This is a genomic window from Methylosinus sp. shoA (assembly GCF_059718125.1).
This window is the reverse complement of the sequence record NZ_AP046091.1, coordinates 4,022,894-4,038,989: the sequence shown is the minus strand read 5'-3', so window position 1 is coordinate 4,038,989 and position 16,096 is coordinate 4,022,894. Positions and strand designations below refer to the sequence as shown.

14 protein-coding genes are annotated in these 16,096 nt (G+C 68.4%); 11 read left to right on the top strand and 3 right to left on the bottom strand.

Annotated elements, in window-relative coordinates:
- Positions 1 to 2: 2 nt before the first annotated feature.
- A complete protein-coding gene (locus AC6IW9_RS18875) occupies positions 3 to 1,745 on the bottom strand; it encodes a GspE/PulE family protein (RefSeq protein WP_497766093.1) in 1,743 nt (580 codons plus the stop codon).
- A 242-nt stretch (positions 1,746 to 1,987) separates the two neighbouring features.
- Between AC6IW9_RS18875 and AC6IW9_RS18870 the strand changes: the two genes are divergently transcribed.
- The 5 genes from AC6IW9_RS18870 to gspD all read left to right on the top strand — a co-directional run bounded on the left by AC6IW9_RS18870 (position 1,988) and on the right by gspD (position 7,683).
- Positions 1,988 to 2,554 carry a hypothetical protein gene (locus AC6IW9_RS18870; protein WP_497766091.1) on the top strand — a complete coding sequence of 189 codons (567 nt, stop codon included), beginning with the start codon at positions 1,988 to 1,990 and terminating at the stop codon, positions 2,552 to 2,554.
- A gap of 77 nt (positions 2,555 to 2,631) precedes the next feature.
- Positions 2,632 to 3,900 (top strand): PilN domain-containing protein, encoded by a 1,269-nt coding sequence (locus tag AC6IW9_RS18865; RefSeq protein ID WP_497766089.1) that lies wholly within the window; start codon positions 2,632 to 2,634, stop codon positions 3,898 to 3,900.
- 13 nt (positions 3,901 to 3,913) lie between these two features.
- Complete coding sequence (gspM, locus tag AC6IW9_RS18860) at positions 3,914 to 4,516, top strand: type II secretion system protein GspM (protein ID WP_497766086.1); 603 nt, start codon at positions 3,914 to 3,916, stop codon at positions 4,514 to 4,516.
- On the top strand, positions 4,513 to 5,193 hold the full coding sequence (locus tag AC6IW9_RS18855) for a hypothetical protein (protein WP_497766083.1): 681 nt from the start codon (positions 4,513 to 4,515) through the stop codon (positions 5,191 to 5,193). The genes gspM and AC6IW9_RS18855 overlap by 4 nt, the downstream gene beginning before the upstream one ends.
- Before the next feature lie 105 nt (positions 5,194 to 5,298).
- Entirely contained in the window at positions 5,299 to 7,683 is a 2,385-nt protein-coding gene (gspD, locus tag AC6IW9_RS18850) for a type II secretion system secretin GspD (RefSeq protein ID WP_497766082.1), read from the top strand.
- 19 nt (positions 7,684 to 7,702) lie between these two features.
- On the opposite strand, the gene AC6IW9_RS18845 is transcribed toward gspD, so the two are convergent.
- Together AC6IW9_RS18845 and gspG are read right to left on the bottom strand one after the other, a co-directional pair.
- Positions 7,703 to 8,650, bottom strand: a complete 948-nt coding sequence (locus AC6IW9_RS18845) for a type II secretion system minor pseudopilin (protein WP_497766080.1) — start codon at positions 8,648 to 8,650, stop codon at positions 7,703 to 7,705.
- A 15-nt stretch (positions 8,651 to 8,665) separates the two neighbouring features.
- Positions 8,666 to 9,163 (bottom strand): type II secretion system major pseudopilin GspG, encoded by a 498-nt coding sequence (gene gspG / locus AC6IW9_RS18840; protein WP_497766077.1) that lies wholly within the window; start codon positions 9,161 to 9,163, stop codon positions 8,666 to 8,668.
- Between the two features lie 545 nt (positions 9,164 to 9,708).
- Here gspG and AC6IW9_RS18835 point away from each other — a divergent pair.
- From AC6IW9_RS18835 to rseP, 6 genes are all read left to right on the top strand, one after another.
- Entirely contained in the window at positions 9,709 to 10,575 is an 867-nt protein-coding gene (locus AC6IW9_RS18835) for a hypothetical protein (protein WP_497772560.1), read from the top strand.
- A gap of 433 nt (positions 10,576 to 11,008) precedes the next feature.
- The gene (gene frr, locus AC6IW9_RS18830; protein WP_497766075.1) at positions 11,009 to 11,569 is read left to right on the top strand and encodes a ribosome recycling factor; all 561 of its coding nucleotides are present in this window, start codon (positions 11,009 to 11,011) and stop codon (positions 11,567 to 11,569) included.
- 100 nt (positions 11,570 to 11,669) lie between these two features.
- Positions 11,670 to 12,449, top strand: coding sequence for an isoprenyl transferase (locus AC6IW9_RS18825; protein WP_497772559.1), 780 nt, complete (start codon positions 11,670 to 11,672; stop codon positions 12,447 to 12,449).
- Positions 12,446 to 13,312 (top strand): phosphatidate cytidylyltransferase, encoded by an 867-nt coding sequence (locus tag AC6IW9_RS18820; RefSeq protein WP_497766073.1) that lies wholly within the window; start codon positions 12,446 to 12,448, stop codon positions 13,310 to 13,312. Before AC6IW9_RS18825 ends, AC6IW9_RS18820 begins: the two co-directional genes overlap by 4 nt.
- A 7-nt stretch (positions 13,313 to 13,319) precedes the next feature.
- The gene (gene dxr, locus AC6IW9_RS18815; protein ID WP_497766071.1) at positions 13,320 to 14,564 is read left to right on the top strand and encodes a 1-deoxy-D-xylulose-5-phosphate reductoisomerase; all 1,245 of its coding nucleotides are present in this window, start codon (positions 13,320 to 13,322) and stop codon (positions 14,562 to 14,564) included.
- A gap of 80 nt (positions 14,565 to 14,644) precedes the next feature.
- Complete coding sequence (gene rseP, locus AC6IW9_RS18810; protein WP_497772558.1) at positions 14,645 to 15,787, top strand: RIP metalloprotease RseP; 1,143 nt, start codon at positions 14,645 to 14,647, stop codon at positions 15,785 to 15,787.
- The last annotated feature ends 309 nt before the right edge of the window (positions 15,788 to 16,096 follow it).

The following is a 16,096-nucleotide window of genomic DNA, read 5'->3' as shown; positions in this document are numbered from 1 at the left end:
GATCAATCCATACGCGTCACGCGCAACACTTCGTCGACGGTGGTCTCGCCGCGCCAAGCCTTGGCCATGCCGCATTGATACATCGTCGTCATGCCCGCGTCCTTCGCCGCCGTCGTCATCACCCCGTCGGGCGCCGATTCGCAGACGAGGCGCCGCATGGGCTCGTCGAGGATCAAGAGCTCGGCGATCGTCGAGCGGCCGGAATAGCCGGAGTTCCGGCAATGGCCGCAGCCGACCGGCGCGCCGAGGCGCTCCGGCTCGCGCGCGAAAGCTTCGCCGGCGAGGCGCTCGCGCCATTGCCGGCGCGCGTCCATCGGCTTCGAGCAATGCGGGCAGAGCCGCCGCACGAGGCGCTGCGCGAGCACGCCCTTGACCGTCGAGGCGATGAGATAGGGCTCGACGCCCATGTCGATGAGGCGGGTGATCGAGCCGACCGCGCTGTTGGTGTGCAGCGTCGAGAAGACGAGATGGCCGGTGAGCGAGGATTGAATGGCGATCTTCGCCGTCTCGGCGTCGCGAATCTCGCCGATCATGATGATGTCCGGGTCCTGGCGCAGCATGGCGCGCAGGCTCGCCGGAAAATCCATGCCGATCGCCGGCTGCACCTGCACCTGATTGACGCCGGTGAGCTGATATTCGATCGGGTCCTCGACGGTGAAGACCTTCACCTCCGGATTGGAGAGCTCCTTCAGCGCCGTGTAGAGCGTCGTCGTCTTGCCGCTGCCCGTCGGTCCCGTCACCAGCACGATGCCGTTGGGATTGTGCATCAGGTTGCGCAGCGTGACGATCGTCTCGGGCTCGAAGCCGAGCGCCTCGAAATCGAGCGAGACCTGGCTGCGGTCCAGGATGCGCAGCACGATGCTCTCGCCATGCGCCGTCGGAATGGTGGAGACGCGGAAGTCGATGTCGACGCCGCGCACGGCGAGCTTCACGCGCCCGTCCTGCGGCAGGCGGCGCTCGGCGATGTCGAGCCGCGCCATGATTTTTATGCGCGAGGTGATGGCGGCCTTGAGGCCCGGCGGCAGCGTGTCGGAGGTGCGCAGCACGCCGTCGATGCGATAGCGCACCAGCACGGCGTCGAGGCCGGGCTCGATGTGGATGTCGGAGGCGTGCGCCTCGATCGCGTCGCCGACGATCTGATTCACGCGGCGGATGACCGGCGCCTCATTGGCGATGTCGCGCAGCCGCTGCAGATCGTAATCGCTCGCATCCTGCGCGCGGTCGTCGTCGACGAGCGCGACGCCCTCGGCCTTTTGGCCATAGAGGCTCGACCACGCCTTCTCGAACAGAGCGGGGGTGACGATGCGCAGATCGACCGGAAGGCCGGTCGAATAGGCGAGCGCCTCGACGGGCCCGGGATCGAGCGGATCGGTGACGGCGAGGGTGAGCGCGCCGTCGCTGGCCGCGAGCGGCAGAATGCCGTTGGCGCGCAGGAACTTCTGCGGAATCTGCTCGGCGAGCGGGGCTTCCTCCGGCAGATCGGCCGGCGCGATCACGGGGATGCGCAGGAATTTGCCGAGATGGGCGCAGAGATCGTTCTCGGAGAGGAGGCCGAGCTTGGTGAGCACGCGGTCGAAGCGCTCCCCGCTCTGGCGCGCCGCGCGCTGCGAGCGTTGCAGAGCGAGCTCGTCGATCGCTTTTTCCTGCACGAGATAGGCGCCGAACTCTTGCAGAAAGGCGCCGCTGCGCGCATCGGCGCGATCCGGATCGGAAGCCTGCCGCGACGACGGATCGACATGTGTCATTGAGACGAACGCCTGTTCGAGTCGTGCCGGCGGGCGGCCGGCGGGGTCGCTTTCAGCGCAGGTTTCCGCTGGCGCTTCCGGTCGCCGGATGGTAACCGTGAGCAAGCTCGAGCGCAATCGCGCAAGATCGTATCGGGTAGGGTGGAAGAGTGCGTGCGAGGCGACGCATATCGCCTTTTCCTCTCGAGGAAAAGGCCATTGGGCGAGCCCGTTGGAGAACCGCCGCGCCGCGCGCGGCTGCGTTGGTTCTCGCGGCGATCGGCGCGGCCCTCGCGGCGCCGGCGCCCGCCGCAGCCGCCGGGACTTTTCTCTACGCGACCCCGCACGCCTGCGCATCCTCGGGAATCTTCCGACGGCGCGAATGCGGGATCGCCTTCACCAATGCGCAGACCGATGTGCGGGCGCGGACCGAGGGGTTCGCCTCGCGCGGCCGCTGCGAGGCGCGCTATCGCCTGTGCGAGAAGGCCGAGGGCGAGGAGGGGGTCTGGCGCGCGGCGTTGCTCGGCATAGAGATCGTCGGCGGCGAGAGCGGTCATTGGTCGGCCACGCCGGTTCTCGGCGTCGATACGTCGCGGTTGTTCGCCAATCGTCCCATCTCCAGGCTCATCCAGCCGATCACCGAATCCTGGGCTCCGATCCTGGCGAGCGGCCGGTTCCGCATCGGCGGGCCGGTGAGAGAGACGGCGAGCGCGGAGCCTGGCGATGCGTTCGACGGCGAGGCGGATGCGCCGCAACCGGCGATGCGGGCGACGCGCGAGTCGGAGAGCGCGCGACGCGAGCGCCTGCGCTCGGCGCCGTTCATCGAATGAGCCGCGATTTGGAGACGGGGGCTGGGGCATGTTAACATGTTAATCTGAGCGCGCTCGGGAACGACGCCGTCATCGATTTGTCGCAAGAGGAAACGCACGGCCGCGGCGCCCGTGCGCATTCGGAGCAAACGGCTTCGGGCGCGTCGCGCATAGGGCGCCGGGGCGCATGTACTAGCCGGCCGCGCGACCGGCGCGTGAAGGTGTCGATGTCGTCGTCGATTTGGCGCAAGGAACTGTTCGAAGGCTCGACCGCAGAGGCGGCGGTCCGGCTATGGGCGTGGTGGCGCACGGAATTTTTCGCGCTGTTCTCGCCCGCGACCCTCGCCTTTCTACTCGATCGGGGCGAGCGCCGCCTCGCTCTGCGCGTCGGCGAGACGCCGATCGCTCTGCATCTCCTCGCCACCGAGGGCGACGAGCCGGCGCCGCCGATCACGCCCGATGAAATCGCCGCCTCCTCGCTCGACGCGGTTCTCGCCGCACGCGGGGTGACGCGCGCGGCGACCAAGATCGTGGTGGAGCTGCCGCGCGAAGCCTTCTTCGTTCGCCGCTTCGAGGCGCCCGCCGCCGCGCTCGCCGATCTGCCGCGCCTGCTGATCATGGAGCTCGAGCGCAAGACGCCGTTCAAGCCGGCCGACGTGCTGCACGGACATGTCGTCGCGCCGCGCGCCGGCGCGGCCCAGGGCGGCGCCGAGAAGATCGCGGTCGAGCAATGGATCTTGCGCCGCGATCTGCTCGCGCGCGCCGTCGCGGGCTCGAGCCTCCAGGTCGAAGACGTGGACCTCGTGCAGCCGCGGTGGCCGCAGGACGCGCCGACGCCGCCGCCGACGATGGCGGTGCGCGTCGCTGCGGCGGAAGGACCCGATCGCGAAGGCCGGATCGCGCTCGCGGCCGCCGCGCTCGCCGTGACGCTGTTCGTCGCCGGGATCGGCGTCGCCGTCTGGCGCCAGGAGGAAGACTCTGCGGCCCTCGAGGAAGCGATCGCCGCGGCGTCGACGCGGGCGGCGGGCGCGCGGCAGATCGCCGAACGCGCCGCGACCGACAGCCGCCTGCTCGCCACGCTGCGCGAGGAGCGCGCGAAAAATCCGACCTTCGCGGAGCTGTGGGAGGAGGTCTCGCGCATCCTTCCGGGCGGCGCCTATGCGGCCGAGCTGCGTCTCACCGAGCGGCGCGAGGGAGGGCGCTCGATCGAACTCACCGGCTTCGCGGAGTCCGCGGCGAGCCTTCCGGCTCTGTTCGATCGCTCGACGCTGTTCTTCGAGGCCAAGCTCACGGCGCCCATCACGCCCGACCCGGTCGAGAAGCGCGAGAGCTTCTCGTTGCAGGCCAATATTCGCAGCTCGAAATGACGGGAACGGCTCCATGCCTTTGAACGCCGCGGCGATCTCGGATCCGCAGACGAAACGGCGGGCGCTCTTCCTCGGCGCCAATCTGGCGGCGCTCCTCGTCGTTTATCTGGCGGCGGTGGAGCCGCTGTTCGGCTTTCTGGCCGAGCGCTCCGAGGCGATCGCCGAGCGCCGCGCGACGCTCGCCGGCTACGAGTCCATCGCCGCGCAAGAGAATGTGGTGAAGGACTATGCGCGGCAGGTGGAGGAGAGCAATTCGCGCGGCGAGCTGCTGACCGGGGAGAGCGAGGGCGTCGTCAACGCCAATCTGCAGGCGCGCCTGAAGGCTCTCGCCGAGCAGTCCGGCGCAACGGTCGTCTCCCTCCAGGCCTTGCCGGCCAAGGTGGTGAGCGGCCAGTCGCTGATCGGCGCACGGCTCGACGTGACAGGACCGCTCGAGGCGTTGAGCCGGCTCGCGCGCTCGCTCGAGAGCGACCCGCCTCTGCTTCTGGTGCTCGCCGCCTCGTTGCGCAAGCAGTCGGGCGCATGGACCGAGGAGCCGGAGAGCGGCGCCGGCGGCGATAATACGCTCGAAGGTCAGTTCGACGTCTTCGGCGGCGCCTCGAAGGATCATTCATGAGAGGCAGGATCACGGAGCTCGCCGCGACGCGTTTGCGCGCCGCCGCCAACGCCTTCGGGCTGTCGCCTCTTTCGGCGTTGCGCCTCGCGCTGCTCGCGGCTCTGGACCTCGCGGCGCTCGTCTTCGCCATCGGCGCGATCGTCGGCATCGGGGAAGACCGAGTGCCTCCCAAGACCGAATGGCGTCCTCCTCAGCTGCTCGCGCCCCCCGAGGAGCGTTCCGGCCTCCTCGGCGACGAGCTCGCGACCCTGTCGAGGCCGATCTTCTGGCGCTCGCGCCGGGCGCCGCCGCCGTCGCGTTCCGCCCGCAAGACCGATGCGGCCGCGCAGGCCGCGAGCTCGGCGAGCGGCCTCACGCTCGGCGGCATCGTCAAGATCGGCGGGAGGGCGCGCGCCTTCGTAATGGCGTCGGGCGGGTCCGAGGGACAATGGGTGGAGAAGGGCGAGACCGTCGAAGGCTGGACGGTCGAAGAGATCGCCGATTTCGAGGTCACCGTGACCGACGGCGCGCAGGCGTCGCGGCTGCGGCTCTACTCGGAGACGCCGGAAGGCGCGCCGGCCAAGACTCCCGAGAACGAGCCTCCCGAGACGGAACCATCCGAAAAAGAACCATCCGATCAACCACCCGAGAAAGAACCGCCCGAAAACGAACCTTCTGGAAAAGAGCCAGGAGAGTGAAAGCGCCGCGGTCGGCGCGCGCGAAGTGGCGCAGCGCCGCCGATCATGATAGTGCCTCAGTGACAGCGTAGCTTGAGGCGTTGCTCGAGTTGAGTCGGAGTGGTCGTGTTTATCCGTCGAGTTCTGCTGACGTGTGTCGCCGTCGCCGTCGCCGGGTGCGAGAGCACCGGCGATCCGCCGGTCTCCGAATGGAGCCGCGCCCCTCTCCGTCCCGATGATGTTCGCAGCGACGCCAAGAGCGGCCGCGGCTCCGGCCAGAACGGGTTACGGCTCGGCGGAGGCGGCGCGGGGCGGACCGAGACGGTCCTCGGAAGCGGGCGCTTCGTCGGCTCGCCGCGCGGGCGCCGAAAGGCGGCCGACGCCTCGGAAGAAGAGGGCGTCACGCTCAATCTCGTCAATCTGCCGATCGCCGACGCCGCCAAAGTCGTGCTCGGCGACATCGTCGGCGCCGACTATGTCGTCGATCCTCGGCTCGAGGGCAAGGTGACGGTTCACACTTCCAAGCCCGTGAAGAAATCGGTCGCCATCGATCTGTTCCAATCCTCGCTGCGCGTCGCCGGCGCGGCGATCGTCGACAGCGACGGCGCCTACAAGATCGTTCCGGCCGATCAGGCGGCGACCTCCGGCGCGCCGCTCTCCGTCGGCGCGGCGTCGGGAGGACGCGGGTCGGAGCAGATCGGCAATGGCGTGCGCGTCGTCCAGCTGCGCTATGTGTCGGCCTCCGAGATGAAGCGCGTGCTGGAGCCCATTTCCCAGCGCGGCGGCATCGTCCAGGCGGACGAGAGCCGCAGAATGCTCACGCTGAGCGGAACCGCTCAGGAGATCGCCGCGCTCGAGGAGGCGATCGCGATCTTCGACGTGGACGCCATGCGAGGCATGTCCTTCGCGATGGTTCCCGTGCGCAGCGCGGATCCGGACACGCTCGCCGAGGATCTGCGCAAGGTGTTCGGCTCCGAGAAAGAGGGGCCGATGAACGGGATGATCCAGTTCGTCGGCAACAAGCACCTCTCCGCGATGTTGGTGATCTCGCCGCAGCGCGCCTATCTCGCCCGCGCCCGCGCCTGGATCGAGCGTCTCGACGCGCGCGCCGAGAGCACGGAGAAACAGTTCTTCAGCTATCGCGTGCAGAATCGTCCCGCCAAGGAGCTCGTGCGCGTGCTCGCCGCGATGTTCGGGCGTGAATCCGGCGCCTCGGGCAATGACGCGTCGCCGCGTTTCGGCCAATCGTCCATGTCCTCGGGCGGCGCTCTGTCCCAGGGCGGGTTCGGCTCGGGCTCCGGATCCGGCTCGGGCGGATCGTCGAGCCCTCTCGGCTCGCTGGGCGCGGGGTCCGGCGGCGGTCTCGGCTCGGGCGGCCTCGGTACGGGCGGTCTCGGTTCGGGCTCGGGCGGTCTCGGCGGCTCGGGCGGCTCCGGGAGCTCCTTCGGCTCGTCGTCGAAGATCGGCTCCGACTCTTCCTCTAGCGACCAGAACGGCTCTCAGTCGGGTTCGGGCCACGACACTGCGCTCGGCGACGACGGCCGCTTCAAATTCGCCGTCGACGAAGCGAAGAACGCCATCGTGGTGATGGCGACGCCGGAAGACTACAAGCGGCTGCTGAAGGTGGTGCAGACGCTCGACGTTCTGCCCAATCAAGTGTTCATCGAGGCGACCATCGCCGAAGTGTCGCTCAACGACGACCTCAATTTCGGCGTGCGCTGGTTCCTGCAGAAGAGGGCGTCGATGGGCGCCTTCTCGGACGACGGCGGCACGCCCGCGGCCAATGACACATTGGGCAATAATCTTCTCGGCGCTGCGGTGGGCGCGGCCTTTCCGGGCTTCTCCTACGCGTTGCGCGCCACCAATGCGCAAGTCACGCTCACCGCGCTCAACAAGATCACCAACGTCAATATCATCTCGACGCCCTCGCTCACCGTGCTCGACAATCGTCAGGCGGTGCTGCAGGTCGGCGATCAGGTGCCCGTCACCACTTTCTCCGGCGCCAATCTGACGAGCGGGGTCTCCTCCTTCAACTCGGTCAATTATCGCGACACCGGCGTCATTCTCGCGATCACGCCGCACATCAACGAGAGCGGCCGCGTGATGCTCGAGCTCGAGCAGGAGGTGTCCAATGTCGCGCCGGGCACCAGCGCGGCTTCGACGACGCCGACCATACAGCAGCGGCGCGTCAAGACGCAGGTGGTCGTCAACGACAGCGAGTCGCTGATGCTCGGCGGCCTCATCCAGGATTCCCGCAGCCGCGGAACGAGCCAGATTCCGGTCATCGGCGACGTGCCGATACTCGGCAACGCCTTCAAGAGCAAGACCGACTCCGCCGGCAAGACCGAGCTGCTGATCATGATCACGCCGCATGTCGTGCGCACGCTCGCCGAGGCGCGCGACATCACCGACGAGTTCAAGCGCAAGATGCTGCACATCTCCACCAAGGCGATCGTGCGGCCGCACAGCATGGAGAACTCCGCGCGGCGGATCCTGCTCGACGGTCAGTGAGGCGAGGCCGGCTCCCTGGTCAGCAGGGCGGCAGGTTGCGCCCCGCCAGGGCGCGCAGCCGCGCTCGCTCGCGCGATTCTCCGCGGCGCAGCTCGAGGATGGTGAAAGGTTCGCCGCCGGCGGCGCCGATGCGAACGATGGTGTCCAGGGCGCCGGCGTGACCGCTCGGCTGCGCGACCTCGACATGGACGAGATAGGCGCCGGCGTGCGCGCCTTCCTGCGCGAATTCGGACGGAAAGCGCGGGTCGCGGCGGTCGACCGCGCGTGGGTCGGGATGCGCGGCGAGTTCCCGCACGACGTCGGAGCGATAACCGGCGAGAGCGGCGAACAGAGCGGACGGCGCGACTTTCGGGTCGACGCTCGCGTTGCGAGAGTGCACGGTGACGAACGGAAGCAGGCGTCGCGCGAGGGCGGGCTCGACGCCGTCGACCTGATCGAGCTCCAGCGCCGTCTGAAACGGAGCGCGCTTGGGGCCGAACGGGCGATCCGGATGGGGCGAGGTCGAGGCCCCCGCTTCGATCTCGTTGCCCGGCTGCTCGCGGAATTCGACGATGGCGCGCGTGATCGCGTCGGCGTCGCGCGATTCGACGCCGAAGCCGATCATCGTCGCCTTCAGCATCTGTTCCGAGGCGGTGTTCAGATCGACCTTGCCCTCCTCGTCCTCGATGGCGACGGACACGGCGGCGCCGGCGAGGGAGCAATAAGAGGGGGCGCCGTCATGCGTCGGACGCTCGACCGCCGCCGATGTCGTCTGCTCCGACAGAAGCGTCATGATCGCGAGATTGCTCGCCGCTTCGGCGAGCAGCTGCGCCTGCGTCGCGCCGGCGCCGTTGAACGCCGCCTGCAGGCGTGAGCGGGCCGTCGTCATGAAGGAGACGATCAGCAGCGTGATGACGCCGACGCCCCAGATGACGACGAGAAGAGCAAAGCCCCGCCGCGCGGAGCGAGGCGGACGCGCCGACGCCACGCGAGCGGGACGCGATCAGCGCGCGGCGGCGTCGCGGTTGCGCGTCACCGTCGCCGCGCCGCCCGGACGACCGTCGGGACCGAGCGAGCCGAGATCGAAGGGGCCGTTCTGGCCCGGCGCGCGGTAGAGATATTCATGCCCCCACGGATCTTTCGGGACATTGACGGATTTCAGATAGGGGCCGTTCCACACCGCCGTTCCCGACGGACGGCGCGCCAGAGCGCCGAGCCCTTCTTCCGTCGATGGATAGCGGCCGGTGTCGAGATAGAACAGATCGAGCGCGCTGGAGATGTTCTCCATTTGAATCTGTGCGGTCTTCACTTTGGATTCTGAGAGATAGTTGAGGACGCGCGGTCCGACGAGGCCGACGATCGATCCGATGATCGCCAGCACGACGAGCATTTCGACGAGCGTGAAGCCGGCGCGCCGACTCACGGCTCTTCGCGTCGCGCGGCGAAGGCGCGGCGCGCGCGCGGCGAAGGAGGTCGACGGGGCCCGGCTGCTGCGCGTCATGTCATGCTCTCGAATGTGGCGTGGAGACCAATCGCCTCGATCGGAGTCGATACGAGGCGCGCGCGCATTTTGGACCAGTCGCGCCGCGACATCAATATTTCGGAAGGCCGCGGGCGGCGCCCGCTCCGCGAGAAGTCTTCCGCTGCGTCACACGCTCGTCATCGAGATCGATTCTCGCGCCGGTCCGCCCTTCGCCACGCGGAGGCGGCGAAGGGCTGCCTCGGCGTTCGAGACGTCAAATCATTCATGCGGGCCCGGACGATATGGCCGTCGAAGCGCTCGACGTATAAAGCGCCACGGCTCCTCCAGCGAACGATCTCTCGACCGTCGCCTGTCCTTGCCGCGGGCATGTATTTTTTCGTTTCGCAGGATTCAACAAGAGGTCGCATCGCCGAACAGCCGGCGCGGCGCGTCGAGTTGCGCGGGGGAACGAGTTATGATTGAGTTCCGGCGCGACAATTCGTTGCATTTTTTCAACAGCGACATCGCTTGTCGGAATGGCCGAATGAAATCGATATTCGCCATTCGCAGGGGAGGGGCACTTGATGTTTCGAAAGATGCTGATCGCGGCGGTCGCCGCCTGTTCGTTCTCGACCGGGGCCTGGGCGGCGAACGCCGCGTGTCCCGCCGTGTCTCGCGCCGATCTCCGGCTCGCCCTGAAGAAGGCTGTCGCCGACACGAGAGGCAAGCTCGGCCTCGGTCTCAATATGTGGGCGACGATCGTCGCGGCGGACGGAAGAGTGTGCGTCGTCGCCAATTCGAGCAGCGATCCCATTCAGGGGCAGTGGCTGGCGAGCCGCGTGATCTCCGCGCAGAAGGCGTTCACCGCGGCGACGCTGAGCCTCGGACCGACGCCGAATTCCGGCTCGAAGACCGGCCTCGCCACCGGCAAGCTCGCTCTCTCGACGGCGAATCTCTTTTCGGCGGTCCAGCCCGGCGGCAGCCTGTTCGGCCTGCAGCACAGCAATCCCGTCGCCGCGCCCGAGGCTTATGGCGACAGGACCAGCGGCGGCGTCCCGATCGGGCCTGCCGACACGGCGACCTATGGCACGGATAACGATCCGATGATCGGCCTCGTGATCGGCGGCGTCAATGTCTTCGGCGGCGGACTCGGACTGTATGGGACCGGCGGCGCGAAGCTGGGCGGCGTCGGCGTCAGCGGCGACACCTCCTGCACGGACCATCTGGTCGCCTGGCGCGTGCGCAAGAATCTCGGCCTCGATCATCTCGGCGCGATCGGCGGCGTGTCGGGCGACGCCACGCGTCCCGACAATATCGTCTTCGACATCACGGCCAATCCCGCCGGCGGCGCGGGCGTGAGCGCGAGCGGATGGGGACATCCCGCTTGCGGCGGCGCCGGCAACGCCGGCGCGACCGCGGCCGCCAAGGCGCTTCCCGTCGTCCAGAACTGATCTGCGCCGCGCCGCCGGGGTCGAGCCTCGCGGCCCGGCCCCGGCGGCTCAGCGCCCGGCGCATTGTCGACGAGATCGGACGAAGTCGATTCGACGGCGAGACGGTTCCTCTTCACGCCCATGGGCGTCCACGCCCGACAAATTCGATTTGCCTTCCGTTCTGCACGGCGAGCAACGGATGACCGTTACGCCGGCCGCATCATTTGTAGAGGAAATCCCGGTCGATGCGCGACCTTCGAGCCGGCGCTTCGAACGGAGCGAGCGGGCGCAGGCCCATCCATTCGACGAAGCGCCCCGCCGGCGACGAAAATCGCCCCGACCCGCAAGGTCCAGGATTTCCCCTGCGGCTGGTTTTGGTCTATGGGAGGCGGTGCTGTCCGATGGCGCGGCGCCTCCCGCGACGATCGACAGAGCAGACAGGCGATTCCTACTCATGAGCCAGACTTTCGATCTGCCCGAATTGAAACGCCGCATGCAGGGCGCGCTCGCGACGCTCAAGCACGAGCTCGGCGGGCTGCGGACGGGGCGCGCCTCGGCCGGCCTGCTCGAGCCCATTCATGTCGAAGCCTATGGCCAGTCTACGCCGCTCAATCAGGTCGCGACGATCAGCGTCCCGGAGCCGCGCCTGCTCTCGGTGCAGGTGTGGGACAAGGGGCTCGTCTCTGCGGTCGACAAGGCGATCCGCGACTCCAATCTCGGTCTCACGCCGACCGTCGAAGGGCAGGTGCTGCGCATCCGTACGCCCGAGCTCAACGAGCAGCGCCGCAAGGAGTTGGTCAAGGTCGCGCACAAATATGCCGAGGACGCGCGGGTCGCGGTCCGCCACGTGCGTCGCGACGGGCTCGACATTCTGAAAAAGCTGCTGAAAGATCATGCTCTGCCCGAGGACGACGCCAAGCGCCACGAGGCCGAGGTGCAGAAGGCGACCGACGATGTCGTGCGCGACATCGACGCCGCGCTCACGCAAAAAGAAAAAGAGATTCTGCAAGTTTGAGTTTTTCGTCGCGCTGTCGGGCCCGACCGGGGCCGAGACAGGCGCGCGCCGCGTATAGTGTCGAGATTTTTCCACGACAGCCATGGTGTGGGTCGAAACGATGGGAGACGGCGGAGTTCTCGAATTCGGCGCGGCGGCGCTCGCGCCGAGATCCGCGCCTCGTCATGTCGCGCTGATCATGGACGGCAACGGCCGTTGGGCGGCCGCGCGCGGTCTGCCCCGCTTCGAGGGCCACAGGCGCGGCGTCGAGGCGCTGCGCAAGACGGTCCGGGCCGCAATCGAGCTCGGCGTCGATTATCTCACGGTCTATTCCTTCTCGGTCGAGAACTGGTCGCGCCCGCACCAGGAGGTGCAGAGCCTGCTCGCGCTGCTGCGCCGGTTCATCCGCAACGATCTCGCCGAGCTGCGGTCCAACAATGTGCGGGTGAAGGTGATCGGCGACCGTATCGATCTCTCCGAGGATATCGCCGGCCTGCTGCGCGAAGCGGAGGAAAAGACCGCCGCCAACACGGGCCTGACATTGGTCGTCGCCTTCAATTACGGCGCGAGGCAGGAGATCGCGGCGGCCGCGCGCGCGCTCGCCGAGGAAGTCGCCGCCGGCCGGCTGCGGCCCGGCGATATCGACGCCCGCGCGATCTCGGCGCGGCTGGACACGGCCGACATTCCGGATCCGGACCTCATCATCCGCACTTCCGGCGAGCAGCGCCTGTCGAACTTCATGCTCTGGCAGGCCGCGTACGCCGAGCTATTGTTCGTTCCGGTGCATTGGCCCGATTTCGATCGGGCGGACTTCGAGGCGGCGATCGAAGATTACGCGAATCGCGACCGGCGTTTCGGCGGACTCGCGCCGGTCGGACGGCGCGCGAAGACAGCTTCATGAGCGAACCCCTGCGGTCGGGTCCCGCCCTCGCCGGCGAGAAGGACGGAAAATTCGGGGACCTCGGTCCGCGCCTGCTCTCCGCGGCGGCGTTGATCGCGACGGCGCTGCTCGCCCTCTATCTCGGCGGCGACGTCTTCGCCCTGTTCTGGTTGCTCGCCGCCTTCGCCGTCTCCTGGGAGTGGCAGGGGATGATCGGCGGCTCGCTCGGCCTCGCGCGCATCGCCCTCGGCGGCGCCTCGCTCGCCGCGGCGACGGCCTTTGCGGCGCATGGCGCCGGGCCGCTGGCGCTCGCCTCGCTCGGCGCCTTCGCCGTTCTGTTCGCCGTGCTGGCCGGGCCGGGCCGCCGCTTCTGGGCGCCGCTCGGGCTCGTCTATGCCGGCTCGCTGGTGGTGTCCGCCAATGTGATGCGCCGCTCGCCCGATTTCGGCGCGCTCTCGATCGCCTGGCTGTTCGCCGTCGTCTGGGGCGCCGATGTAATGGCCTATTTCGGCGGGCGGCTGATCGGCGGCCCGAAGCTCTGGCCGCGAGTCTCGCCCGGCAAGACCTGGTCGGGCGCGATCGTCGGCGTCGTCAGCGGCGCCTTCTGCGGCTTCGCGGTGGCCGTCCTCGGCCCTTGGCCGCAGGCGGCCTCGCGCGAGCTCTTGGGGGTGGGGCTCGTCGCGGCGGCGCTCGCGCAGCTCGGCGATCTGTTCGAGTCCTGGATCAAGCGCCGGTTCGGCGTCAAGGATTCGAGCCGGCTCATTCCCGGCCACGGCGGCGTGATGGATCGCGTCGACGGCTTCATCTTCGCCGGCGCCTTCGCGGCGCTGCTCGGCGGTCTGCGCGGCCAGGAATCCTTGGCCGCCGGACTTTTCATCTGGTAGGCGCGTCATGGCGACAGGCACCCGAAGCGACGATTTCCCCATTGCGGCCAAGTCCGGGCGTCCGCGGCGCATCGTCCTGCTCGGCGCGACGGGCTCGATCGGACGCTCGACCGTCGACCTGCTGGAGCGCGATCCGGAGGGCTTCGAGGTCGCGTCCGTCGCCGGCGGCCGCGACGCCGAGGCTCTGGCCCGGGTCGCCCGCGCCGTTCGGGCCAAATTCGCCGCCATTGCCGATCCCGGCGCGCTCGGCGCCTTGAAACTGGCGCTGGCCGGAAGCGGCATCGAGGCCGCCGCGGGACCCGCGGCCGTGGTCGAGGCCGCCGAGCGCGAGGCCGACCTCGTCGTCAGCGCCATCGTCGGCGCGGCCGGCGTCGCCCCGACCCATGCCGCGCTGCGTCTCGGCCGCGACGTCGCCCTCGCCAATAAGGAATGCCTCGTCTGCGCCGGCGTGCCCTTCATGCGCGAGGCGGAGAAGGCCGGGGCGCGGCTGCTGCCGATGGACAGCGAGCACAACGCCATCTTCCAGGCGCTCGGCGGGGCCGATCCGGCGACGATCGAGCGCATGACGCTGACCGCCTCGGGCGGCCCGTTCCGCACCTGGACGCGCAAGGCGATCGCCGAGGCGACGCCGGAACAGGCGCTCGCCCATCCCAATTGGGCGATGGGCCCGAAGATCACCATCGACTGCGCCGGCATGATGAACAAGGGCCTCGAACTGATCGAGGCCCATCATCTGTTCGGCGTGCCCGCGGCTCGGCTCGACGTGGTGGTGCATCCGCAGTCGATCGTCCACGGTCTCGTTTCTTTCTCCGACGGCTCGGTGACGGCCGGGCTCGCGGTTCCCGACATGCGCGTGCCGATCGCCCATTGTCTCGCTTTTCCCGACCGGCTGACGACGCCGTCGCGGCGGCTCGATCTGGCGGCGATCGGCCAGCTCACCTTCGAGCGGCCGGATTTCGAGCGTTTTCCGGCGCTGCGGCTCGCCCTCGACGCGCTCGCGGAGGGCGGCGGCCTGCCGACCGTGCTCAACGCCGCCAACGAGATCGCCGTCGAGGGCTTCCTCTCGCGGCGAATCGGCTTCGACGGCATCCACCGCCATGTCGCCTCCGCCTGCGAGGCCGCGCTCAAGGACGGCACGGCCCGCGAGCCGGGAAGCGTGGAAGACGCGCTCGACATTGACCATATTGTCAGAGAAAGGTCGCGCGCCGCCTTGGCGATCACCGCGGCTTCGGGCATGTTAACGCTTCCGTAACCAAGACGGCCGCTCCGCAAGAGCGCAACTCTTGGTCGAGTCTTGCGTTCGCCGGGAGTATCGCTTTGCTGGACATCATCATGTCGATCCTCACCTACATCGTCCCCTTCGTCTTCGTGCTGACCGTCGTGGTCTTCTTCCACGAGCTCGGCCATTTCCTGGTCGGACGCTGGTGCGGGGTCAAGATCGACGCTTTCTCGATCGGCTTCGGTCCGGAGCTCTGGGGCCGCGACGACCGCCGCGGCACGCGCTGGCGCATCGCGGCGATCCCGCTCGGCGGCTATGTCAAATTCCACGGCGACGCCAATGGCGCGAGCGTTCCCGACCCCGAGCGCATCGCCGCCATGCCCGACGAGGAGCGCAAGGTCGCCTTCGCCGCCCAGCCGGTGTGGAAGCGCATGGCCATCGTGCTCGCCGGCCCCCTCGCCAATTTCGTCCTGGCGATCGTCATCTTCACCGTCCTGTTCGCGACCCTCGGCCGCAATGTGCTGACGCCGCGCGTCGCCTCGGTCGCTCCGGCGAGCGCCGCGGAGCAGGCGGGCTTCCGGCCGGGCGATCTCGTGCTGTCGATCGACGGTCAGCCGATCGACAGCTTCGCCCGCATGCAGGAGATCGTCGCCTCGTCCACCGGCAGGCCGCTGACGATCGTCGTGCGCCGCGCCGATCAGGAGGAGACGCTGACGGCGACGCCGCAATTGCGCGAGATCGACACCGCGCTCGGCAAGACCAGGATCGGCATGCTCGGCCTGCAGGCGAGCAATGATCCTTCCGATCTGCGCGAGGAGCGCTTCGGTCTCGGCCGTTCCGTCCTGCTCGCCGCCGGCGAGACCTGGATGATCATCGAGCGCACGGGCGCCTATCTCGGCGGCCTCGTCGCCGGGCGCGAGGGCGCGGACCAATTGTCCGGTCCGATCGGCATCGCCCAGGTGTCCGGCCAGATGGCGAAGGCGATCGACAAGGTCGGCTTGACGCCGCTGTTCAATCTCATCGCGATTCTGTCGATCTCGATCGGGTTGCTCAACCTGATGCCCGTGCCGCTGCTCGACGGCGGCCATCTGATGTTCTACGCGATCGAGGCGGCGCGGGGACGCGCGCTCGCCGAACGTACGCAGGAATACGCATTCCGACTCGGCCTCGCGATGGTGACGACGCTGATGGTCTTCTCGACCTACAACGACGTCGCGCGCCTCCTGCGCAAGCTGACCGGCTCGGGCGAGGACTGACGAGAGCGGAATCGCCACATCGGGAAAAGTCCCGAGTTTTTGCCGAGGCCGGACGATTCGACAGCTTTTCGCCATCTTTCTGACGACGATCGAAGGACCCCGGCGGCGCCTCGTCCGCCGGGGTCCTTCGCGTGAGGGCGCCGGCTCGGCGTTAACGCCGCGATGACCATAATTCGTGGCATGTTCGCCACGGGCTCTACAAATTGAAGGACCACGACATGAACGGCATTTGCAGTAGTCGGTAAACCTTGTAGAAGGTTGAGGATCGGATCGGATGGCGTGCGGTCGGCGTGCGTGCGTTGTCCCGGC

Excerpts from the sequence above, each read along its gene's own strand:
- AC6IW9_RS18820 (WP_497766073.1), top strand. The coding sequence starts at position 12,446 with ATGAGCGAACCCCTGCGGTCGGGTCCCGCCCTCGCCGGCGAGAAGGAC.
- AC6IW9_RS18835 (WP_497772560.1), top strand. The coding sequence starts at position 9,709 with ATGTTTCGAAAGATGCTGATCGCGGCGGTCGCCGCCTGTTCGTTCTCG.
- AC6IW9_RS18825 (WP_497772559.1), top strand. The coding sequence starts at position 11,670 with ATGGGAGACGGCGGAGTTCTCGAATTCGGCGCGGCGGCGCTCGCGCCG.
- AC6IW9_RS18875 (WP_497766093.1), bottom strand. The coding sequence starts at position 1,745 with ATGACACATGTCGATCCGTCGTCGCGGCAGGCTTCCGATCCGGATCGC.
- rseP (WP_497772558.1), top strand. The coding sequence starts at position 14,645 with ATGTCGATCCTCACCTACATCGTCCCCTTCGTCTTCGTGCTGACCGTC.
- gspG (WP_497766077.1), bottom strand. The coding sequence starts at position 9,163 with ATGACGCGCAGCAGCCGGGCCCCGTCGACCTCCTTCGCCGCGCGCGCG.
- AC6IW9_RS18855 (WP_497766083.1), top strand. The coding sequence starts at position 4,513 with ATGAGAGGCAGGATCACGGAGCTCGCCGCGACGCGTTTGCGCGCCGCC.
- frr (WP_497766075.1), top strand. The coding sequence starts at position 11,009 with ATGAGCCAGACTTTCGATCTGCCCGAATTGAAACGCCGCATGCAGGGC.
- dxr (WP_497766071.1), top strand. The coding sequence starts at position 13,320 with ATGGCGACAGGCACCCGAAGCGACGATTTCCCCATTGCGGCCAAGTCC.
- gspM (WP_497766086.1), top strand. The coding sequence starts at position 3,914 with ATGCCTTTGAACGCCGCGGCGATCTCGGATCCGCAGACGAAACGGCGG.